Origin of the sequence: Microcoleus sp. AR_TQ3_B6 (assembly GCF_036702785.1) — a bacterium.
Lineage (GTDB): Bacteria > Cyanobacteriota > Cyanobacteriia > Cyanobacteriales > Microcoleaceae > Microcoleus.
Window position 1 is genome coordinate 102314 of sequence record NZ_JAUBVJ010000012.1, and the last position, 20715, is coordinate 123028.

At 46.5% G+C, this 20715-nt stretch carries 20 protein-coding genes, 1 tRNA gene and 2 pseudogenes; 8 read left to right on the forward strand and 15 right to left on the reverse strand.

The genetic code is table 11. The features are described 5' to 3' along the window. The first annotated feature begins 133 nt into the window (after window positions 1-133). Window positions 134-1897, forward strand: coding sequence for a macro domain-containing protein (locus tag QUB56_RS08835; protein WP_332954774.1), 1764 nt, complete (start codon window positions 134-136; stop codon window positions 1895-1897). Between the two features lie 118 nt (window positions 1898-2015). Here the strand turns inward: QUB56_RS08835 and QUB56_RS08840 are convergent. The 4 genes from QUB56_RS08840 to alr all read right to left on the reverse strand — a co-directional run bounded on the left by QUB56_RS08840 (window position 2016) and on the right by alr (window position 5659). Beyond that, window positions 2016-2104: transfer RNA gene (locus tag QUB56_RS08840), tRNA-Ser, on the reverse strand. A gap of 97 nt (window positions 2105-2201) precedes the next feature. Continuing rightward, the gene (locus QUB56_RS08845) at window positions 2202-3341 is read right to left on the reverse strand and encodes a patatin-like phospholipase family protein (RefSeq protein WP_332954775.1); all 1140 of its coding nucleotides are present in this window, start codon (window positions 3339-3341) and stop codon (window positions 2202-2204) included. Window positions 3342-3388: 47 nt separating this feature from the next. Next, the gene (locus QUB56_RS08850; RefSeq protein WP_332954776.1) at window positions 3389-4237 is read right to left on the reverse strand and encodes a mechanosensitive ion channel family protein; all 849 of its coding nucleotides are present in this window, start codon (window positions 4235-4237) and stop codon (window positions 3389-3391) included. Window positions 4238-4456: 219 nt separating this feature from the next. Beyond that, window positions 4457-5659, reverse strand: a complete 1203-nt coding sequence (gene alr, locus QUB56_RS08855; RefSeq protein ID WP_332954777.1) for an alanine racemase — start codon at window positions 5657-5659, stop codon at window positions 4457-4459. A 244-nt stretch (window positions 5660-5903) separates the two neighbouring features. Between alr and QUB56_RS08860 the strand changes: the two genes are divergently transcribed. Next, window positions 5904-7484 carry a peptidoglycan-binding protein gene (locus QUB56_RS08860; protein WP_332954778.1) on the forward strand — a complete coding sequence of 527 codons (1581 nt, stop codon included), beginning with the start codon at window positions 5904-5906 and terminating at the stop codon, window positions 7482-7484. Between the two features lie 639 nt (window positions 7485-8123). On the opposite strand, the gene QUB56_RS08865 is transcribed toward QUB56_RS08860, so the two are convergent. The 7 genes and pseudogenes from QUB56_RS08865 to QUB56_RS08895 form a co-directional block, all read right to left on the reverse strand. After that, window positions 8124-9143: an S-layer homology domain-containing protein gene (locus QUB56_RS08865; protein ID WP_332954779.1), complete on the reverse strand. Its 1020-nt coding sequence runs from the start codon at window positions 9141-9143 to the stop codon at window positions 8124-8126. A 77-nt stretch (window positions 9144-9220) separates the two neighbouring features. Then, on the reverse strand, window positions 9221-9427 hold the full coding sequence (locus QUB56_RS08870) for a DUF3370 family protein (protein WP_332954801.1): 207 nt from the start codon (window positions 9425-9427) through the stop codon (window positions 9221-9223). After that, window positions 9427-10632, reverse strand: a pseudogene (locus tag QUB56_RS08875) (RNA-guided endonuclease InsQ/TnpB family protein). Before QUB56_RS08875 ends, QUB56_RS08870 begins: the two are co-directional and overlap by 1 nt. A 59-nt stretch (window positions 10633-10691) precedes the next feature. Further along, window positions 10692-10859 carry a DUF3370 family protein gene (locus QUB56_RS08880; protein WP_332954780.1) on the reverse strand — a complete coding sequence of 56 codons (168 nt, stop codon included), beginning with the start codon at window positions 10857-10859 and terminating at the stop codon, window positions 10692-10694. Continuing rightward, window positions 10837-11535, reverse strand: a pseudogene (locus QUB56_RS08885) (DUF3370 family protein); the annotation flags it as partial. The pseudogene QUB56_RS08885 and the gene QUB56_RS08880, both read right to left, overlap by 23 nt. A 143-nt stretch (window positions 11536-11678) precedes the next feature. After that, window positions 11679-11846, reverse strand: a complete 168-nt coding sequence (locus tag QUB56_RS08890; RefSeq protein ID WP_332954802.1) for a DUF3370 family protein — start codon at window positions 11844-11846, stop codon at window positions 11679-11681. Window positions 11847-11916: 70 nt separating this feature from the next. Then, on the reverse strand, window positions 11917-12780 hold the full coding sequence (locus QUB56_RS08895; protein WP_332954781.1) for a Uma2 family endonuclease: 864 nt from the start codon (window positions 12778-12780) through the stop codon (window positions 11917-11919). 193 nt (window positions 12781-12973) lie between these two features. Here QUB56_RS08895 and QUB56_RS08900 point away from each other — a divergent pair, with 193 nt between their 5' ends. The 5 genes from QUB56_RS08900 to QUB56_RS08920 all read left to right on the forward strand — a co-directional run bounded on the left by QUB56_RS08900 (window position 12974) and on the right by QUB56_RS08920 (window position 14782). Next, on the forward strand, window positions 12974-13204 hold the full coding sequence (locus QUB56_RS08900; RefSeq protein WP_332954782.1) for an addiction module protein: 231 nt from the start codon (window positions 12974-12976) through the stop codon (window positions 13202-13204). Further along, a complete protein-coding gene (locus QUB56_RS08905) occupies window positions 13201-13491 on the forward strand; it encodes a type II toxin-antitoxin system RelE/ParE family toxin (protein ID WP_332954783.1) in 291 nt (96 codons plus the stop codon). Before QUB56_RS08900 ends, QUB56_RS08905 begins: the two co-directional genes overlap by 4 nt. After that, window positions 13473-14285, forward strand: coding sequence for a hypothetical protein (locus QUB56_RS08910; RefSeq protein WP_332954784.1), 813 nt, complete (start codon window positions 13473-13475; stop codon window positions 14283-14285). Before QUB56_RS08905 ends, QUB56_RS08910 begins: the two co-directional genes overlap by 19 nt. A 99-nt stretch (window positions 14286-14384) precedes the next feature. After that, a complete protein-coding gene (locus tag QUB56_RS08915) occupies window positions 14385-14477 on the forward strand; it encodes a type II toxin-antitoxin system HigB family toxin (RefSeq protein WP_332954803.1) in 93 nt (30 codons plus the stop codon). Between the two features lie 14 nt (window positions 14478-14491). Further along, window positions 14492-14782: a transcriptional regulator gene (locus tag QUB56_RS08920; RefSeq protein WP_332954785.1), complete on the forward strand. Its 291-nt coding sequence runs from the start codon at window positions 14492-14494 to the stop codon at window positions 14780-14782. Window positions 14783-14801: 19 nt separating this feature from the next. Here QUB56_RS08920 and QUB56_RS08925 read toward each other — a convergent pair whose 3' ends face one another. The 4 genes from QUB56_RS08925 to QUB56_RS08940 all read right to left on the reverse strand — a co-directional run bounded on the left by QUB56_RS08925 (window position 14802) and on the right by QUB56_RS08940 (window position 19196). Then, the gene (locus QUB56_RS08925; protein WP_332954786.1) at window positions 14802-16016 is read right to left on the reverse strand and encodes a transposase; all 1215 of its coding nucleotides are present in this window, start codon (window positions 16014-16016) and stop codon (window positions 14802-14804) included. 234 nt (window positions 16017-16250) lie between these two features. Further along, window positions 16251-17138 (reverse strand): hypothetical protein, encoded by an 888-nt coding sequence (locus QUB56_RS08930; protein ID WP_332954787.1) that lies wholly within the window; start codon window positions 17136-17138, stop codon window positions 16251-16253. Window positions 17139-17591: 453 nt separating this feature from the next. After that, window positions 17592-18197, reverse strand: a complete 606-nt coding sequence (locus QUB56_RS08935; RefSeq protein WP_332954788.1) for a DUF1517 domain-containing protein — start codon at window positions 18195-18197, stop codon at window positions 17592-17594. 453 nt (window positions 18198-18650) lie between these two features. Next, the gene (locus QUB56_RS08940; protein ID WP_332954789.1) at window positions 18651-19196 is read right to left on the reverse strand and encodes a hypothetical protein; all 546 of its coding nucleotides are present in this window, start codon (window positions 19194-19196) and stop codon (window positions 18651-18653) included. A 359-nt stretch (window positions 19197-19555) separates the two neighbouring features. Here QUB56_RS08940 and rfbB point away from each other — a divergent pair, with 359 nt between their 5' ends. After that, a complete protein-coding gene (gene rfbB, locus QUB56_RS08945; protein WP_332954790.1) occupies window positions 19556-20662 on the forward strand; it encodes a dTDP-glucose 4,6-dehydratase in 1107 nt (368 codons plus the stop codon). Window positions 20663-20715: the final 53 nt, after the last annotated feature.

A 20715-nucleotide genomic window follows, 5' to 3' on the forward strand; every position in this document is an offset into this window, starting at 1 on the left:
CAGGGTGCAGGTTTATGGAGTACAGTGGCAGCAGTTTGTAAAACAGTTTCGTAGGTGCTTGGTATTAAAGCGTACTCTATTCACCTGTACTCTACTGTATCATTTAAATAGCGAGATATAAAAGAGGTCAAATATGGACATACAGCTTATCCCTCTACGTGCTGCCGTTTGTTCCGAACGCTCAACGACTCTAGATGTTTTAGTCAGAATTACGCCCCCAACACCGGAAAAAACAATTGAGCGACCGCAGCTTAATTTAGGTTTAGTAATCGATCGCTCTGGTTCTATGATGGGACAAAAAATTGAATACGCACGGCTTGCAGCTAGTTACGCAATCGAACAGTTGTTACCAAGCGATCGCGTTAGTATCACGATTTACGATGACCAGATAGAAACCCTAGTTCCTAGCACCCTTGCTACTGATAAATCACACCTTTTGCAGGAAATTAAAAAAATTCAGGCCAGAAACAGTACGGCACTGCACGCCGGATGGATGCAAGGAGGAATTCAAGTTAGCCAACACCTCAATCCAGAACACTTAAATCGAGTCATTCTCTTATCAGATGGACTAGCCAATGTGGGCGAAACAAATCCCGATGTAATTGCCTCCGATGTAAACGGTTTAACCAAACGAGGTGTCAGCACTACCACAATGGGAATTGGTGATGATTACAACGAAGACTTGCTAGAAGCAATGGCGCGGCGTGGGGATGGCAATTATTATTACATTCAATCTCCCGAACAACTGCCAAGTATCTTTCAACAAGAATTACTTGGCTTAATGGCGACAGTTGGCACAAATGTCACCTTGGGAATTGAGCCACAAGCTGGAGTAGAATTGGTTGAGGTACTCAATCAGCTCGATGTCACCCCAAATGGTCGGTTTCGCTTACCTAATTTAGTAATTAGTAATCCAGTTGATGTAGTCGTGCGGCTGAAAGTGCCAGCGATGACAGAGGAAGTAGATTTATGTTATTTTCGCCTCAGTTGGAACGACCCCGAGCAACCACAGGAGCAAAAAATCCGCGTTTCCTTGCGCTTACCCGCCGTCAGTGCGGAACGATTAGAGGAATTTCCCTTCAACTCTGAGGTACGACAGCAAGCGATTTTAATGATGACAGGACGCGCCAAAAAAGAAGCCGTCAGACTGGTAGATGGAGGGGATTACGATCGCGCAAGCCTTCTATTGCAGGAGACAAAACAGCAGTTGCTCAATAATCCCGATCTTCCCATGAGTGCGCCAGAAGCGGAGGCAATCAGCGACTTAGAAGTACAACTTCACGAGCGGCAATATACTACATATCGCAAAATGTCAACTCATCAAAGCTACACCCGGGCTGTTTCTCGCAGTAGCGGTCATGTCAGCCTTTTATACGCTTATTGCAAAGGCCCTGTCTTGGGGAATATTACTGAAAATTTAGGAGTCGATGCGATCGTTAACTCGTGCGATCGCCACCTATCCAACTCTGGTGCGATATCCAGTGCAATTCACCAAGCTGCTGGACCAGAACTTCTAGAAGAATGTCGCCGTATAGGTGGTTGTGAGGAAGGGAAGGCGAAAATTACTCCTGGCTATAATTTGCCGACACCGTGGGTTATTCATACGGTTTGTCCCCCTTGGCGCGGTGGCTCTCAGGGAGAGGAAGACCTCTTAGCAGAATGTTACCGCAGTTGTTTAAAATTAGCTTTACAGCATTCACTGCGGAGTATTGCTTTTCCAGCTATTGGAACGGGAGCAATGGGTTTTCCACCCGATCGTGCAGCAGCAATTGCTTTTGCAAAAACCAGTCGCTTTCTTTTAACATCTAGTGCGATCGGGTCTATTCTTTTTGTTTGTTTCGATTCAGATACTCATCGTTGCTTCCAAAATGAATTCTTGAAAATTTCTGGTTTGTAATGGTTTTAGTACAGGACGAAGGTAAAACGAGCTCGCTTTTAGAGCCCCGACTTCTTCGAGAAGTCGGGGCTCTGGGAATTCTATTTTTTTAGCTGGGCTTACTTATAACAACTTAGAACGGAGAGGGAGGGATTTGAACCCTCGAAGGATGTTAACACCCTTAACAGATTAGCAATCTGCCGCTTTCGACCACTCAGCCACCTCTCCAAGATGACAGTAACTAACTATAGCACACACATCTTCTTCTTGCCAAGCCCCAATTGAAAAATTCCTCAATCCCTTACTCTGTCGAGCATCCGCGACCTCAACCGCCCGCGGCTTCCCCAAAGCCCCTAGCCTTCAAGTGCTTTTCCCAACTAAAATTAGAACTCAAAAAGAACCTCTTAGTATACAAATATCCCAATCGGTACAGGTTAGCCTTGCGATCGGCATCGAGATTAAAGTCCGTCGTCGTCACCCCAGCTTCAGTCACATCAATATTAATAACCCTGCCCTTATCCATTTCCCGCTGGTGATAGCGGTCTCTTGCTTTCATCATCGTTCTGAACATCGCCGCCAGCATCGACAGCGGAGTATCAATCTTAACTTTATTCTCAATTCCAGTATCGACTAATCGAAACCCAAAGGTAAACCAGCGGGGCACAGCGGCAGTCGAACCGACGGCTGGTTTGTCATAAATCCACAGGGGGAAATTGCTCAAAATTCCGCCATCTACAATTAAGTCATCGCCCAGTTTTCCCGGTTCAAAAAATAGGGGAATACTCATCGACAACCGAACGGCTTCAGCCACGCTAAAATGTTCAGCACTTTTGAGCCGCAACTGTTCGTACAAAGGATCGGAATCCGTCGAGTCGCGGCGGTGTAAGTCGTCGGGGATCACCAACATTTCACCGCGACTGAGGTTGGATATTACTACTTTTAATTCCCGGTCTTTGACGATTTGTTTGACATCGGCAAAAGTGTGCAGTTTACCTTGACTGAGCGTTGCTTCCAGCCACTGCCGAAAAGGTTGGGCAGAATATTCTCCCATCTGACGGCTAACTGTGAGGAAAAGTAGCGTCCAAGCAGGAGATTGCAAGTCGTCGGCGGGGTCGCCGTTTAAAATTAGAGGACTGTTTTTTTTAGTTAAAAATATGCTGTAATCTAGCTGTCCTAACAACTCCTCTAAATCATCAATTGACAAGTCGGTTGCCAATACTGCAGCAGTAATTGCACCTGCAGAAGTGCCGGCCAATTTTCGCCAGCGGATTCCCAAATCGCTGCAGCATCTGAGTGCTCCTAAAAACGCAACTCCGCGCACCCCGCCGCCTTCAAAAACGCCGTCGGCATAGATTTCACCGTTTTCGTCGGGAGGCGGAAATTTGCTGAGAATTGTTTGTTTTTCGGTGGCGGTGATTCTGACACCGGGTTCTTGCAAAATTTGCTGCGGATACCACTTGCTCATGGGAAATACCTCGGCTCGATTTGGGATTTTATATTTTAAATTGATATCTATTGTTCTTGATTTTTGTGGGCGTTCATTGCTTCTTTGACCTGTTGTTGAACTTGCGATCGCACTTGTTCGTAGGCTACCGACGCGCACCAAGGCCGGAGAGATAAAATAGTTGTATCTGGAGTAATCTCGGCTACTAAACAAGTCGGGGGCGGATTCTCCAACACCAGGGGGTGAGAGTGGGCAATTTCTAATAACTCAGCTACAGTTGGACGGATCGGCCGATCGCCAATATCAATCTTCAAGTCTACTCGCCTCGTTCCCATTGCCGTGGTATTTTTCAGTGTACCGTTAAACAACTGATTGTTGGGCACAATAATTTTTATGCGATCGTCTGTCACGACAGTTGTTGAAAAAATCCCGATGCTGTCCACCACTCCCTTAACATCCGCAGCTTCGATCGCATCTCCGACTTCAAAAGGCCGCAAACTAATCAACATTACCCCAGCAGCAAAGTGCGACAAAGTATTTTGCCACGCCAAACCTATCGCCAAACCCGCTGCACCCACCACCGCAACCACGCTGGTAGTTTGAATTCCCAACTGATTCAAAGTGGCGACTACTCCCACTACCAAAATCGTAATTTCAGCAGCTTGAACTAAGAATTTCCGCAGCGTGGCTTCGGTGCGACTCAGTGCTCGGCGAGTCACGCGCCCCACAACGCCGATCGCAAATCGCGTAATTAACAAAATGCCGATCGCCCACAGCAGTTGAGGTACAATTTTAAACCCCAATTCTACGAATTTTTTCGAGAATTCTTGGGCTACTTCCATGGCCGGTATTCTTTCTGTATTTATCGGGGAATACAAGGTTTGGCTTATTGGTAAAAATGTCTGAATAACTGTCATATCTAATTGGGAATTGGGAATTGAGAATGGGGCCTTGGTAAACGCAGTCTCAGTCTTCTGCATAAGTCGGAGAGTCCGACAGGGGTTAAAAACCCCTGTCTCATAGCTAAAGTCCTCTCAAAGAGGACTAAATTCGATAATTTTATCCTTCAAACTCTTGAGTCTTTTAAAACCGACTTTTGCTATGATGCTCTTGTTTAAACTCCTGCCGGACTACTGTTAATAGTGTACTGCTACACGGGGCAATCGGTGTTTAAAACCGCAGAGAATTTCCCACGAAATAGTTCCTAAAGTTACTGCCCAATCATCAGCCGTAATTTGATTTTCCCCATTTTTACCCAACAAAGTCACCACTTCACCGACTTCTAAATCGGGAATATCAGTTACATCGAGCATTAACTGATCCATCGTCACGGCTCCCACTTGCGGCACGAATTGACCCCTGACTAAAACCTGCATTTTATTAGAAAGATTGCGCGGAATACCATCTGCATAGCCGATACCAATTACGGCAATCTTTGTCTGCCGCTGAGCTATAAATTGATAGCCGTAACTGACGCCGGTTCCTGCTTCAATTGTTTTCACCTGCGTGACCCTAGCTTTTACCTGCATTGCGGGCTTCAAATTGGATCTCGACTGCAAGTGAGGAGCTGGATAAAGACCGTAAGTAGCTAAACCGACTCGCACTAAATCGTAGTGCAAATCCCGGTCAGCGAGGGCGGCAGCAGAGTTTGCCAAGTGGAGGCTAGGGGGGTTAATTCCTGCTATTTTAATTTGCTCGATCGCCCGTTTAAACCGCTGGTGCTGCTCTCTCATCACTGCGCGATCGGGACTGTCGGCTGTCGCCAAGTGAGAGTAAATGCTAGCTAATTTTAAATTGGGCAACCGCTTGACTAATTGCACAAATTCTGTTGCTTCCTCCCAGGGCGTGCCCAAGCGAGACATTCCCGTATCCAACTTAGCGTGAACTGGCAAAGATTGGTTGAGAGTGGCGAGAACTTCAGAAAAAATTAGGGCTTGTTTGGCAGTACAAATGGTCGGCTGCAAGTGCCAATGGGCGATCGCCTTTACCTGTTGAGCTGTATGGGTTGCTCCCAACAGCAAAATCGGCGCTTCTATCCCAGCTTCTCGCAATTCTATTCCTTCAGGAATTGTCGCCACTCCCAGCCAACTAGCACCTGCTTGCAATGCTGTTTGACTGACTGCAACAGCACCGTGCCCGTAAGCATCCGCTTTCACAACTGCCATCAGTTGTGTGTGGGGAGATAAGAGATTTTTAAGCTGTTTTACATTGTGAGTTAAAGCTGCTAAATCGATTTCTACCCAAGCCCGCTGGCAAAGTCCCCCGTCACCGTCCGAAAGCAGAGTCTGGCTGGATTCTTTTGTCGTTGATTCGGCGGTTGTTTGTTCCCAACTCAACATTGTCGATCGCTCCTACTTGCTTGCACCATTAAAAACTGCTCGCATATTTTACCCTAAGTTTGATTATAATAAAATTTTCCCTTTAATCAATGTTATACAAGTTTAAAAAAAGCATGCAACTGTAGGCAAGCTGCAAACCCGTATTGCCTCAGTCATTCCCAATTTCAAATCTCAAATCTCAAATCTCAAATCTCAAATGGTATTAACTGGTGTATCATAGCACCAAAAATACCCGGTAAAAACTATGGACGGACTGGCCTACCTACATTTAGCTGAAACTTGGGAAACGGCTGCGGGTCAAAATCGATCGACCAACTCAAAAATGCACCTGAATTTAGCCTCTACTCCTTTACTTTTCTTTACGATCGCTCTCACAATTTTAAATTTAGTCAATCCCGCACTCGCCATCAAAAAAGGTGATTCAGGCCCGGAAGTTGCTCAACTCCAGAAAACTCTGAAAACAGCAGGATATTTTGGCGGTAAGGCTACAGGATTTTACGGTTCTGTCACCCGGGCTGCTGTGAAAAAGTTCCAAGCAGACAACAACCTGAAAGTTGATGGAATTGTCGGCCCTAAAACCTTGTCAGCGCTGAAAGGTAAGCCGGAAGAGGTTAGCATTGAAGCTGCGGGAAAAATATCGCCAAATGTCGATCGACCTTCGCCATCTCCTACCCCCACACAAAACACAAACGAACTCGAAGATACAACTAAAACTCAGCCCCAAGAACCTGTATTTCAAGAACCCTCTTTGCCACCATTTAAAACAGAAACTCCCGAGGCTCAAGACAGTGAATCACCACCCAAAAAAGGGGTAAATCTTCCCGCAAACACTCAAGGGAAAATGACTTTGAAAAAAACTATTTACGGCAAGATATCGCCCAAATCAATAGTTTATTCGGGAGCGGGTTTGTTTTTTGCTCAAAACATGATGTACAGCCACACAATCACAGTTTACGACAGGAACTTTAAATTAGTCAAGACTATTCCCGATACAGTAAACTTGTCGAAGTTCGGCTTTTCTAAATTCAAAGGCAATTATCAAGGCTCTCCCGTAGAAGCTGCTTTTTCAACTGACGGCAAATATGCCTACGTATCCAACTATCAAATGTACGGTTCCGGGTTTAGGAATCCGGGGAGCGACAGGTGCTCTCCAGCGGCAAAACACGACCAAAGTTTTCTGTACCGCATCAATACCCAAACTTTGAAAATAGAAAAGGTAATTCCTGTAGGTGCTGTTCCGAAATTCAATGCTGTTTCGCCTGACAATCGCTTGGCGCTCGCGAGCAATTGGTGCAGTTGGGATTTGAGCGTAATTGATATCAATAAAAATCTCGAAATCCAGCGCGTGAAACTCGGTGCATATCCTCGGGGTATTGTTGTCACTCCCGACTCAAAAAATGCCTATGTTGCCATCATGGGTTCTGCCGATATTGCGAAAGTGAATCTCATAGACTTTTCGGTAGAATGGCTGAGAAATATTGGCAATGCGCCGCGTCATTTGACGATAGATCCCCAGGGAAAGTATCTTTATGCCACTTTGAACGGTGAAGGAAATGTGGCAAAAATTGACCTAAACACGGGTGAAGTTGCAAAGAAAGTTTTGACGGGAAAAGCACCTCGCAGCATGACGATTTCTGATGATGGAAAACTGCTTTATGTAGTCAACTATTTATCGAATACTGTTAGCAAAGTTAGGACTAGCGATATGAAAGTGCTGCAAAAAGTGAATGTTAATTCAAGTCCGATCGGAATTACTTACGATCCGGAAACTAATCAGGTTTGGGTAGCTTGCTATTCGGGCAGCATTATGGTGTTTCAAGATTAATCGAGCTGGTTCGTAGTTCACTGTGTAGGGAGCGCATTGGGCACCAGTTGACAAGGGTGAGTAACGAGGTTATTAACTTTCAGCGTTTTGATTCTGAACCCAAGCTCTCCCAGGCAATTTTTCTGGATTGAAGTCTCAAAAATCGGAACGTGATATCATTTCCGGTTACACCGGAATGATGTTGACGGTTGACGGTTGACTGTTCACGGCGTCAACCGTCAATCGTCAACAGTGAACTCGAATTTACTATTCCGATGCTAACGGATTTGATATCATGTCCGATCGATTGACCGTAATATCCCGGCCGGGCGGGTTTTTGAGATGGTCGATTGTGGGCAGATATTGTTGGTGAACCCGCCCCTACCTGAGGTCGGGTAATCGACCGGACATGATATGATATGAAATACTGGTTTGATGCTTTTTGTCCGGCTCAAATTTAACAGGCCAGACAGGGCTGGCACTGCGCACCCTATAGCGGTTCTCAAAAAAGTGAGGTATGGGGGCAAGTCCTATGCCCTATGCCCTATGCCCTATGCCCTATGAGCACCTCACGTTACTGAGAAAGGCTATACATAATTTGTGTGCATCGTCCTAGATAATAAGGTACGCAGTGCGCACCCTACATCAGGGGTGAAAATACTATTTGGACAACTTTAAAGGCTTCACAACATACTCAGAAGCCTTAGCAGGTACTTTGCCGTTTTTGGCCATAGCTTGGTAAATCATGGCTGCTACTTCAGCGCGAGTTGCTGTTCGGTTTGGCTGCAAAAGTGTGGGCTTCGGATGGTTGACAACAATACCAGCTTCCGTGGCTGCTGCTACTTTGTCAACTGCCCATTTCGGCACTTTTGTCCTGTCTGTATAAGTCTGTAAAGTTTTGCTTGGTTTCGCTGACCGTTTCAGGTTTAAACCGCTCGCCAATGCTGCGATGACTTCGACGCGGGGAATATTTTTGTCGGGAAGGAACTCATTGGTTGGGTATCCTTTAAGATATCCAGTTTTGACGGTGTGGTCGATCGCAGGAGCGGCAGGGTTCTTGTCTTTTACGTCTTTAAAATCAATCGGTTTTCGGATCGGTTCTTTGTCGTCGGACATTCGCTGAATTAAGCGCGCTAGTTCGGCTCGCGTCATCGGTTCGTCGGGGCGAAATTTGTTGTCGGTGGAATCAGCAAAAATTTTCCGATCGACTAAAGCTACAATGAACGGACGCGCCCAATATTTGTCAGGAACATCTGAGAATTTAACAGGCCCAACTTTGGCTTTACCTGCTTTGGGTTTGGTCTTTGCTGGATCGGGAGTCGATCGCGCAATTGGCTTGGGAGGAACAACGATCGCCCCCACCGGAGGATTTTGCGGTAAAACCGGCCCTAAAGGTGCCACAGGTGCGACATCCCGTTCTGAGGGAACCAGTGTTGTAGCGGGCGCTCGCAAATCCGAATTCGGCGACGCAGGTGTTAATATTCCCGGGCTCGCGGGCGTCACAGCAGGTTGAGAGAAAAGGGCTGGAAATTGCCAATTTCTGGCATTCAATCGATCGGGATTTTTACCTGTTACCCAAAAGAAAATTGCTCCGATCGTGCCGAAGGCAACCAAGATCGCAATCAATTCATCTAGTCCTAGAGGGTTTCTTTCCCCTGACGGGGGTTGTGAAGAAGACATATTGTCACCTACATACTAATGTAGAAATTAAATCACATATTTTTTGGGTCTGGTAGTGACTGAAATAAATAAATCAACTATTCTAAGGTTCTCACTGTTAATACTTGCGGCGGCGTGGAATCGGGAGGATAAATAAAATCAACTTTTACCGATCGCGTTTCTGTCGCAGCTAACCTCAACTTTACCATCGGTTCCACAACTTGACCGACACGGTGCCACAAATGCACGTAGCGAGTTACATCTTGACATTCTCCCCGGCGTGAACGCACGGGGATTCCAAGAATTACTTCTTGGGCTTCCTCTTTCTACGACTCGACTTACTTGAAGGAGTTTCCTCACTCAAGCAGAGGTCGATGTCTCCAGAGGCGTTAAAGGTTCCCGTGTGCCCCACGGTACGCAATCCAAGCTCCAATATGTTTCGAGCCGCGTTCCAATCACGGTCTAAGACAAAACCACAGTGAGGACACTGGTGAGTTCTCTGACTTAGTGATTTCTTCGCCACTTTCCCACAACTAGAGCAGTTCTGGCTGGTGTAGTGAGGAGGTACTGCAACAGTCGCCACCCCAAATACTTTACCGAAGTATTCTATCCAGTTTCTAAAAGCTGTCCAAGCCGCATCTGATATCGACTTGGAGAGCTTTTTGTTTTTAACCATGTTCTTCACCTTCAAGTCGACCTAGGCTACCAAGTCGTTGGACTGGACTACGCACCTTGCCAATTTCACAGCAAAGTCTTTACGCCGCCTACTTACCTTGAGGTGTTTTCTACTCAGGCGCTGCCTCGCCTTGGCTCTATTCTGAGAGCCTTTCTGGGTTTGGGAAAGTCTACGATTAAGTCGTTTAAGTGCCTTCTCAGACTTTCTCAGATGACGTGGATTCTCAACGGAATTTCCGTCAGAGTCTGTATAAAAATGGGTCAACCCTACGTCTAAGCCGATTGTTTTCCCGGTTGGTTCTCGCTTTTGGGTTCGTTCAGCATCAATACAAAATTGGACATAGTATCCGTCAGCTCGACGAACTACTCGCACCCGCTTGATTTGATTCAACTGATAAAAATGCAGGTCACGACTTCCCCACAGCTTAAAACTTCCTGCTTTGAAGCCATCGCTGAAGTTAATACTTCTTCTGTCTTCTGAAAGCTTCCACCCACAAGTCTTGTATTCAACAGAACCGTGTGTCTCATGCTTCTTGAAGCGAGGAAATCCTTTCTTTCCGGGCTTTCCCTTCTTGCAATTGTCGAAGAACCGAGCGATAGATGACCACGCTCTTTCAGCAGAGGCTTGTCGTGCCATTGAGTTGAGCTTACTTGCCCAAGGGAATTCTTTGGCAAGAATTGCACAATAGGCACTTAACTCGTAGCGCCCAGTTCCTTTGTTGTCGATCCAGTACCTGATGCAGCTATTACGAATAAAACGAGCAGTACGAATGGCTTCGTCTAGCCGCTCGTACTGCTCGTTCTTTCCTTCTAACTTGGCTTCAAATACCAGCATTTACGTTGTTGAACTGAATATAAAAACCATAACACAGTTCCAGCAACATAAAAGCCGTCCTAGAAGGACGGGGCTTTATACCCAAAAATTTGGTAAGCGGTGTCCCGATAGCGCGCCAGCATTTTTCCGGCTTGCACTTGTTGGGTTCCCAAAGTGCCCCCGCGCAAGGTAGAGATCGCTGCCGGATATCGCTTTTCCAGTCTGGGGAATTGCCAGATTTTTAGCATCGCGATCGACTAATTCCGCTTCCCATCCAGAACCTTGCTGCACCCCTGCCGCGCGGCCGTAAATCAGGCTTCCCGAAGTCGCGCCGGGGGGTGTCGGGGTTTTGTCGCGGGGGCCTGCCAAACCGCCATTATTCAGCAATTGCTGCCATTCTTCCAGAGTTGGCGGGCGCTCGCCCCCATCAGCATTTTGACGTGCATACATTGCCAAAGTAGCGGCATAAACCTTGCCGCTACTTTTGAGCCGCACAAAGGTAGAACGACCATTTATCGGCTTTTCCAGACCCCGCACGGGAATAGGGCGATTCATCAACAATGCGGTTTCTCCCGGTGCAACGAGCAGTTTTGCGGGAAAATCCGGCTGCCGCATTCCCCGCAAAACGCTATCGACAGCGCGAATCCCAGGGCCGGAATATATTTCGCCGTTGGGATTCTCACTTAGTGCGGGTTTTTGTTTGAACGGCGCGTCTGGTTCCATCAGGTAACTGGCTGCCTGCAAAACTTCCACCGTCACGGGCGCGGAACTGGGGTTGTACAACAAAGCTCCTATATACAAAGTGCGCGAATTCAGCGGAGTGTGAGAAAAGTGGTGAGCAAACAGGTTGAATTGCCCTTGAAAGGCAAAGTTCAGGTGAGCTGCGGGGACTTTTTTGCCGTCTGGGGGAAAGGTTGAGAGCAAAATGCCTTCTTTTTTGACAAGCGAATTTCTTGATGTTACAAGCCCCCGGATTTATCCGTGGAATCAATCCCAATTCGCAAATCTCAAATCCTCAAGAAAGAGCATTTATCCGTGGGGTCAATCTAAAATCTAAAATCTAAAATCTAAAATCGATTGACCCATTCGGGACTGTCGCTGTTGAAGAGGGGGATGCTGTCGAGTTGTCCGGGGAGCTCGCGCACTTCCGCAGCTTGTACAATTTCTGCGGGTGCTGGTGCCGGCGGGAACAGATTGTACGGGTTTTTTGACGTACAACAATCCGCCGGCTGCACAAAGGACGATCGCAGAAATACCAGCAATTCGAGAAAAGAGATTTTGTTTCTGAATCATCAAAGTTAACTGTCAACCGAATCTCTGTACATCTTCCACCGACAGCGACAGCGCCTGAGCCACTTGCTCTACGGTTAAACCCATTGCCAGCAGTTGGGGAATCGCATCCCGTTGGGTTTGTTCTGCGCGATCGGCTCGCTCTCGCTCAGCCTCAGCGCGTTGGCGTTCCTGTGCGGTATGGAGACGTTCGAGTCTAGCTTGTTCGCTACCAGTTAACAACAAATTCCCCTGATTATCCCACCAACGCAACCATCGCTGATGCTGATTTTGATAGCTACCTTCCCACACTCCTAACTCTACTCCTATCAGGTCGATCGGGTAATGTCCGCGATCGTTCGGTTGCAAACGGCGATAACGAGTATTCACCCAGTTATAGACTTCCAATTCGCTCGTTTTAATGATGTATATCGCATAGTAAGGAATGCGAATAATCTGCTCGTATACCCAAAACTTGCCTGGTTTCTGGTTGATACCTTCTGGTAAGCAAGATAAAGGAGTATTATCTCGTTCTTCAGCCCCATTTCCACTTGCAAATTCGATCGCAATCAATGGCACAATATACTCGCGCCAAATCACGTAAGAGCGGCGAATTTCCCCATCTATTAGGGGCGGAACGTTGGGAACGTAGAACCAGTCAGGCGCTTCGGCTCCCTTTTCTGGAGGGTCGGTTTCGCGCCAGTAAATGCCACAATCTTGCCCGATCGCATATTGTCCGTCGGGGTGGAGGGTTTGCAGCGTAGTTTCCAGGGAGTCGGTGAGTAGGATACTCTGGGGATGTTCTTGGAAGTTTTTGACAAACGTGCCGTCGGAGTCAGGGAGTTGCGTGCGATCGGGAAAGGCGGGGGGTAATGTTGTCGGGTTGAGGCTTTCGGTCATGTCTATCCGATGGTAAAAGGACAGATGCTTTATTAATTAGAGCATAGCGATCGCTGATTGAGAGGCTTTATACTGTTGGTCGCTCACTGTTTGATCACCGCGATCGCAAAGCACATCAACCCCGGATCGATGACCTTCTATTGGTCTAAAATCTGTTACATTACGATCGTAATTAAGCATTTGGCGACGAGCTATGCGGTCAATTGAACAACTGACAGAAGAGCTTTTATCTTTGCCTAGAGAATCAAGAGCACTTTTGGCAGAAAAACTCGCAGAAAGTTTAGAATTAGATATCGACCCAATAATTCAGGCAGCTTGGACAACTGAGGCTCATAGACGACGTAACGAGATCCGAAGTGGTGCTGTGCAAGCAATTCCGGGGGATGAAGCGTTAGCTCAAGTGAGGCTGTTGCTCGATCCATGAGATATGTATTTCATCCTGAAGCACTTGCTGAATATTCTGAAGCTGTCCAATACTATGCAGAACAACGTTCTGAAGTAGCACAGATGTTCATTAATGCTATTGAGGATGCTGTGTATCGAATTAGGGAATCTCCGACTCCCTGGGCTATAGTTGATGAAGATGTTCGCCGATGTTTGACGCGGAAATTTCCCTATAGCATCCTTTACACGATCGAGCAAGACTACATTTTGATCCTCGCAGTAACGCATTGCAGTCGAGAGCCTGGGTATTGGAAAAGCCGCAAATAATTGAAACATTCAGCAATCCAACATTTAAAATGTCTGAGATAACTCTGCTACATGAAATTGCTCATTGCCCCCATGCACGGTTCTGTCTAGAAAATCCTGCTGCTGAACATCCATGTAGCGAAATTGTTGATTATCAAAGATCGCTCAATTTAGACAAGTTTCAAGTACCTGAGCCTTGGAGTGGACATATAGAGAAAGCTCCTATTCTTTTTCTGAGTTCAAATCCATCAATTGGCTCTGTTGAAAACTACCCAAATTGGTCTTGGTCAGACGATGATATGGAAGATTACTTCAGTTATCGTTTTGGAGGGGGACGCAAGGAATGGATCATCAATGGTAAGAAATCCTTACTAATGGACGGGACATATAGCCATGCTGTTCAGTTCTGGGCAGCAGTCCGGCAACGTGCTATGGAGTTATTTGAACGGGATGTGCTTCCAGGAATTGATTATGCACTTACCGAAATAGTGCATTGTAAATCCCATAAGGAAATTGGCGTAGAACGAGCGCAAAATAAATGTGTTAAAGCCTATTTGTTGAGAACTTTAGAACTGGCCGGGGCAAAAGTAATTGTGGTGCTGGGAGTACGTGCAAGGAAAGCAATTCAAAGTCAATTCAATATCCCTGAAAAAATCTCAGTGTCTGAGGCAATAAAGATAGGGAGCAGTGAAAGATTTTTTGCTTTCCTTCCACATCCAAATGCCCACAGAGATCGTTCTTTTTCCAAGTGCTTTCAGGATGATGAGCTTGAAAAGTTACGCGCATCTTTGCATCCGTGGAAAAATGGTGCGTGATGCACATGGTTAAAGTTACTTGAACGAGCGATCGCCCGATTGAAAACCTTACCTTCTAGTGAGCAAGATGCGATCGCGTTATGATAGAAGTATCGGCTGATTGTGGCAATTCGCTATGACCTTGGTATTATTTTCATCCGATTTATTGGCACTCATGCTGAGTATGACAAAGTAGATGCAAAAATAGTCTAAACAGAGGTGAATGTATGGAATTGCGCCCAATGAGAAATGAAACGGACTATCAGGAAGCGCTTCGAGAGATCGAGTTACTGTTTAATGCCGCCCCAAACACTCCTGAGTACGATCGATTAGATGTACTCAGCACCTTAGTGGAAGCCTACGAGAAGAAACACATTCCGATCGCAATCCCCGATCCGATCGCAGCGATTGATTATTACATGGAAACTCGCGGATGGTCTCGGATCGATTTAGAGTCATGTCTCGGTAGTCCGGCTAGGGTATCCGAGGTTTTATCTCTTGACACTCCCCACGCATAGAATGCGGGGGATTCTTCTCTCACAGGCTCGACTCTAGACCGATATTACTATCGATCCCCGATAGAACGCCTCCAGAAGCAGTTTTACTCACGGGCTGCCCGACCGCAAGGATACCTCTGTCTCTAATTACTTGTGCTGCTGCTGTATCGCGATGAGTGGTGTACCCGCACGACTGACAACTATGGATTCTAACATCCAAGGTTTTCTTACCAGTATGGGTTCCACATTGGGGGCAAATTTGACTCGTATAGTTTTTATCAACACGAGCAAAATACACCCCGCGCTTCCAACACACATGAGACAGAATCGAGAAGAATTGACCATAGGCTGCATCGAGAGTATGTTTACCGAACATCCCCTTTGCCCAAGCCTTAAAATTGATATCCTCAACGAATATCATTCCTGCTTGGTCACATAACCGATGAGCTAATTTATAGTGCCAATCCTTTCTGGTATCACTGATTTTTTGATGAATTCTAGCAATCTTTTTCTGGAGATTAAGCCAATTATTAGACCCTTTTCTTTGATGCTTTAATCTTCGTTGCAGTGATTTCAACTCGCGGTGAAGTGCCTGAAAAAATCTCGGTCTGTTGACTAATTCTCCATCTGAAGTTGCGAGGTATTTGTCAAGCCCAATATCTACTCCTAATGGATGTCCTGACGGTTGGCGAGCGGGCAGGTTGACTGCTAACTGGTAGGTCAGCATGACAAAATATCCTGATGCCCTTTTAACTACTCTAATTTGCTTGAGTAGAAAACCCTCTGGTGTGGGTCTAGACATTTTCATCCTTACCCACCCAATCTTAGGCAGGTTAACTTTTCCATTCTCCACTGCTGCATCCTTAACAGCCGGGAAAACAAACGAGCGCATCCGTTTTTTGAAGCGAGGAAACCCATGCCCTCTATCCCACATTGCCACAAATGCCGACTCTAAAACCTTTAAAGTTTGCTGCAATACTTGCGAATGAGGAGTCTTTAATTCGGGACAATGCTTCTTAGCTTCTGCCAAACCTTTGCACTGACTAGCATAGGTTGGTCTAGGAGTATCCGGTGAGATAATATACTCACCAACTATCGAACAAGCATTAACAGAAGACTTACGAGAATTAACCCAATCTTTCCGTTCTCGCAAGGCATAGTTATAAACCTGACGACAAACAGACAACCAAATCTCAAATATTTGAACTTGAGATTTGGTCGGACGTAGTTTGTACTCGTGAGTTACTGTTAGCATGATATAATCCTATCATGCTTTTAGAAATCAACCAGGATTTTTCTAAGACTGTAGGCGGCTAAAGCCGCTGCCGAGTTAATCCCCACGCCTGAAGTCGGGGGCTTTCCTCTCGTTTTCCGGTAAAAATCCCCGCGTAACAATATAACTCGATCTACCTTGGTAGTTGTAGGGTGTGTCGCTGCGGGAAACTTCCCACTAAGGCGCAGATATTCGAGGGCGACGCACCCTACATTCTTACCGCCTTCTACTCCCGAAAGAACGACTGCGACTCGGTTGACGAGAATTCCTGCCGCTACCAAAACTCGGACTCCGCCTTTGCTGGCGGGAATTTGAGTTGGGCGATCGCCTCAAAGTGCTGCCGCCGTAACCCGAACCAGTCGATCGATTAGAATTTGGCGGTGCAGGATTCCGCAAAGGTACGTTCGAGGTGGGCGATCGCAAGCGGCCGGTCGTCCTTAAAACTTGACGGTTTCTCACAGCAGGAGGCGGAGTTTGGTAGCGAGTTTGATATTGGTTAACAGCTTGGCCGTAAGTATTGCCATACCCGCCATATCCTCTCATAATTCCCGGCTGATAGACTGGCGGCATATAATATTGCGGTCTAAATAACAAACTGCCGATCGCCTGACCCGCTATAGCCCCAGCAAACGGTGCCCAGAAGCCTGATTGCTGTCTCACTACTACGGTTTGGGGCTGACCGGTTTGAGGGTTATTGACAGTTTCAGTCACGTTGTGAACGTACTCAATTTTAAAATCTTCTGTCAAATGCAAAACCGCTTGATTGTTCTGCAGACTTAGATAACTTTTCTTACCTGCCGATACTTCTTCATCCGTTAAGCGAGCCATTTGCAAATCCGTAGTTCGGTAAACTGGGGGACTGCCGGGGGGAGTATTCAGCAACATCAAACTGTATTCGCCATTAGCATCGTCGTAGGTAGCTTGCTGTACGGGATATTGACCTTGAGCCAAGTTATTGTTTGGTGCAGGACGCACCGTGTTAACATTATTATTCCGATTTGCACCAGGATTTGTAGGAGGTTGTGGGGTAGGAGAACCGCAGGCCGTTGCCGTCCACAAAAAAGTTAAAGCCATTAAATAAAGTGTCAGTTTTCGCAGCATCATAAATAGTAATTGGTAATTAGTAAGGAAGAAGCAATAAGCAAACAACTCCTCGCCCTGGTTCTCTCAATTGCCTGCCCTGAATCAACGTAATTGGTAATTATCAAGGACTCGATTTACATCCCATCGCCCATCCCGAGCGCAGTCAATCGATTTTAGATTTTAGATTTTAGATTTTAGATTGACCTCACCGATAAATGCGGGGGCTTGAGGATTTTCGATTTTCGAAAAGGGATTGATTCCACGGATCAATCACGTGGCGGGTACCATCAAGAAATTCTTGGTCAGGACTTGAGTCCTTTTTTATTCCCAGCTCGAGCAATTCCGTCATCACTACAAACATTTGTTATTTTCCCTCTTTTATTCTAATCCGCTGGGAGTGGGTTTCGTTTTTTATGAGCGAATTCTCTTCGCCGATGCGCCGATTCGCTTTTATCCTTGGGATTTTTCTAGTTTTTAAAGGGGAATAAGTTCTGGAAAATTGACCAACACTTGCTCGTTAGTAAGTTCGTCTCCCAACTGTGCGGGAGAAAAATGAACTTGCACAGCTCGGAGCCTGTGCTGGTAATTTAAATTAATCAGTGCTTTTAAACCGACCTTCAGCGCGCTGATGTCAGCCAGGTCAGTTTCTAGGGCAGGAACTTCGCCTTCATAAGCAACTGTCAGCATCACTACGACATTTCTAGTTACCGGCAAAGACAAGGGGGATTTTTGATCGTAAACAGAGGTGCTGTATTGAGGCTCGCTGAGATAGCGAGCGGCTGAATCCGTGAAAAGTTCATCCACATAATCGCCTGCTTCGCCTTCATTCCAAAAAACATCGCCTTCATTGGCGGCTGCTTGCCAGTAGTTGTCGTATTGCAACAGGTGATTGCAAATTTCTACAAAACCTTCTCCTAAAACTGCTAGGTTGCCATTGGCATCAATTGCTTGTCTGGCGGTGCGGTTGAGAACTCCTAGCAGGGGTGCAACATCTTCGCCTGTTAGGTGAACGAACACCCGGCAAACTGCCAATCGAGTTTGACCTGTAAATTGATTGAATCGATCGCGCCAAGCATTCATAACCTATAGGTGTAATCTGTAGGGCTATATTTCCCAGCCTAGCAGGCGATTTTAACTTTTGCCGTCTATCCTCAGATTGATCTCAAGAGTATTTCTGGCGAGATCCTCGGCAGCGTAATGTCTCGCTTTGAGCCATCTAATTCTTTCTTCAGTTTTCAATCGGATCGAATACAGTAGGGAAACGGCACTGCCGTGTCCTGACGGAGAGCTGCGACTTTTAATAATTGATATAAGATTGAGGATTGTAGCAATACTTTTTTAAATTGGTATTAATTCGGTGGTCTTTTGCTTCGCCGGAATATGACATTGTGCGGTATCGATTTATCGGTCATTGTTTGCTGTGCTGGGCGATCGCAATGACAGGAAATTGTAGGGGTAAATAATTTCACCTCAAAAAACCTCCAATCTGGGAAGATTGGAGGTTCGCCGACCAAATACTTTGGTTGGAGATAACTATTTGAAGCTCGCGCTTTGGACTTGTTCGATCGCAATTTCCGAACTCAACTGGGCAACTGGCGAAACCGGCAAATCCAGCTCGCCGCCCGGAGCTTCTGGGTGTTCGCGAACGGCTGCAACCGCATCTGCTGACTCAGCTACAGCACCCGCCCCCGCCAAATCGAGCAACGCGGGAACTTCCAAGTATTCAGAAACACCTGCATCTGCGATCCGATCGCTCGGCTCTTCAAAAACTTCAAAATTATCGCTCATCGCAGCGCAAGCAGCAGAGGCGCGCTTGCCGGCACGGTAGCTCATGTAGGCCGCACCGCCACCCAAAACTCCAGCCAAACCTAGGAAACCGAGAGCTGCTGTTTTGTAGGATTTCCACGGATTCGTTCGATCCGAGCCGCCGGAACCTAGGAGTGTTGGCGCAGAACCAGATTTAGCCGCCCCTGATTTGCTGTAGGAACAGGAGTAAGCAGATGCAGCGTCACCTAGTGCGATGCTGCTGGCGATCGCGACAACGGAAGCAATGCCTGCTAACACTTGAAACTTCTTCATGGTTTTCTGGAGATTGTAAAGGATAATTAAAAAATTAATGGTAACAGCTCTTTACAAATGTATCAACTCTCTGGCGGCCAAAATCGCGGCTCGATCGCAAATGTCAACTATAGCCTCACGGAATTCAAATTTAAAGTTGCCAGCTTAAAAATATTAAATGCTTGCTCTGTAAGCGTTTTGACCAAAAAATCGCTCTTTCTTAAAGTCACGTGAACCCATAGCGGCGCGATCGCGCCCATATTATAAAATCTCAAGTGAGACAAGAGAAAATTTAATGATATGGCGACCAACACTTGATGAGAAACTACTTTTAACGGTACTTTTGAAAAGACTTAGTTATTGGAAAAACTCTTATTTTTATGACAGACAACGGGAATCAAGGCATTGAGCGATCCCCTCGCCGATTGTTGGTGACGGGCGGAGCTGGATTTATAGGCTCGAACTTTGTGCATCACTGGTGCAGCAGCTATCCGGGCGATCGAGTAGTCGTACTCGACGCTTTAACCTACGCCGGCAACCGACAAACCCTGGCAACTTTGGAAGGAGAAGAAAATTTTCGGTTTGTGCAGGGGGATATTTGCGATCGTACCCTAGTGGATACCTTGCTGAAAGAAGAAAACATCACCACAGTCGCCCACTTTGCCGCAGAATCCCACGTTGACAGGTCAATTATCGGGCCCGGAGCCTTTGTTCAAACAAACGTTGTCGGCACCTTCACACTTTTAGAAGCCTTCCGCAAGCATTTAGAAGCAATTGATGAGTTGTCTCTCAAAGCACAAATGCGCTTCCTCCACGTTTCTACCGACGAAGTTTACGGCAGTCTCGGCCCCGACGACCCAGCATTTACAGAAACAACCGCGTACTCGCCCAACAGTCCCTACTCAGCTTCCAAAGCTGGTAGCGACCACCTCGCCCGCGCTTATTTCCACACCTACGGCGTCCCGACAATTATCACCAACTGTTCAAACAATTACGGCCCCTATCACTTCCCAGAAAAGCTGATTCCATTAATGTGCATCAATATGCTATTGGGCAAACCGCTGCCAGTATACGGCGACGGTCAAAACGTGCGAGATTGGCTGTACGTGCTCGACCACTGCCGCGCTTTAGATGCCGTTATCCACCGCGGCCAACCAGGGGAAACCTACAATGTTGGCGGTAACAACGAGGTAAAAAATCTCGATTTAGTAAAAATGCTGTGCCAGCTAATGGATGAATTAGCTTCTGATTTGCCCGCGCGTCCTTGCGAACAATTGATTACATTTGTCAAAGACAGAGCCGGGCACGATCGGCGTTATGCTATTGATGCCACCAAAATTAAAACAGAGTTAGGTTGGACTCCCTCAGTAACAGTTGAAGAAGGTTTGCGGCAAACTGTGGAATGGTACTTGGCCAATCGTCTGTGGTGGGAACCCCTGCTTTCGGAGGAATACCAAACTTACTACCGGAAAGTCTACTCTAATTAATCTACTCTTGGGCTCGGGAACCGCCAGAAACCCGAACCGGTAAAAAACCAGGT

Bases quoted from the DNA above. Each gene is read 5' to 3' on its own strand.
- QUB56_RS08835 (WP_332954774.1), top strand. From the start codon at position 134: ATGGACATACAGCTTATCCCTCTACGTGCTGCCGTTTGTTCCGAACGC.
- QUB56_RS08845 (WP_332954775.1), bottom strand. From the start codon at position 3,341: ATGAGCAAGTGGTATCCGCAGCAAATTTTGCAAGAACCCGGTGTCAGA.
- QUB56_RS08850 (WP_332954776.1), bottom strand. From the start codon at position 4,237: ATGACAGTTATTCAGACATTTTTACCAATAAGCCAAACCTTGTATTCC.
- alr (WP_332954777.1), bottom strand. From the start codon at position 5,659: ATGTTGAGTTGGGAACAAACAACCGCCGAATCAACGACAAAAGAATCC.
- QUB56_RS08860 (WP_332954778.1), top strand. From the start codon at position 5,904: ATGGACGGACTGGCCTACCTACATTTAGCTGAAACTTGGGAAACGGCT.
- QUB56_RS08865 (WP_332954779.1), bottom strand. From the start codon at position 9,143: ATGTCTTCTTCACAACCCCCGTCAGGGGAAAGAAACCCTCTAGGACTA.
- QUB56_RS08880 (WP_332954780.1), bottom strand. From the start codon at position 10,859: ATGCTAAAAATCTGGCAATTCCCCAGACTGGAAAAGCGATATCCGGCA.
- QUB56_RS08895 (WP_332954781.1), bottom strand. From the start codon at position 12,780: ATGACCGAAAGCCTCAACCCGACAACATTACCCCCCGCCTTTCCCGAT.
- QUB56_RS08900 (WP_332954782.1), top strand. From the start codon at position 12,974: ATGCGGTCAATTGAACAACTGACAGAAGAGCTTTTATCTTTGCCTAGA.
- QUB56_RS08905 (WP_332954783.1), top strand. From the start codon at position 13,201: ATGAGATATGTATTTCATCCTGAAGCACTTGCTGAATATTCTGAAGCT.
- QUB56_RS08920 (WP_332954785.1), top strand. From the start codon at position 14,492: ATGGAATTGCGCCCAATGAGAAATGAAACGGACTATCAGGAAGCGCTT.
- QUB56_RS08925 (WP_332954786.1), bottom strand. From the start codon at position 16,016: ATGCTAACAGTAACTCACGAGTACAAACTACGTCCGACCAAATCTCAA.
- QUB56_RS08930 (WP_332954787.1), bottom strand. From the start codon at position 17,138: ATGATGCTGCGAAAACTGACACTTTATTTAATGGCTTTAACTTTTTTG.
- QUB56_RS08935 (WP_332954788.1), bottom strand. From the start codon at position 18,197: ATGAATGCTTGGCGCGATCGATTCAATCAATTTACAGGTCAAACTCGA.
- QUB56_RS08940 (WP_332954789.1), bottom strand. From the start codon at position 19,196: ATGAAGAAGTTTCAAGTGTTAGCAGGCATTGCTTCCGTTGTCGCGATC.
- rfbB (WP_332954790.1), top strand. From the start codon at position 19,556: ATGACAGACAACGGGAATCAAGGCATTGAGCGATCCCCTCGCCGATTG.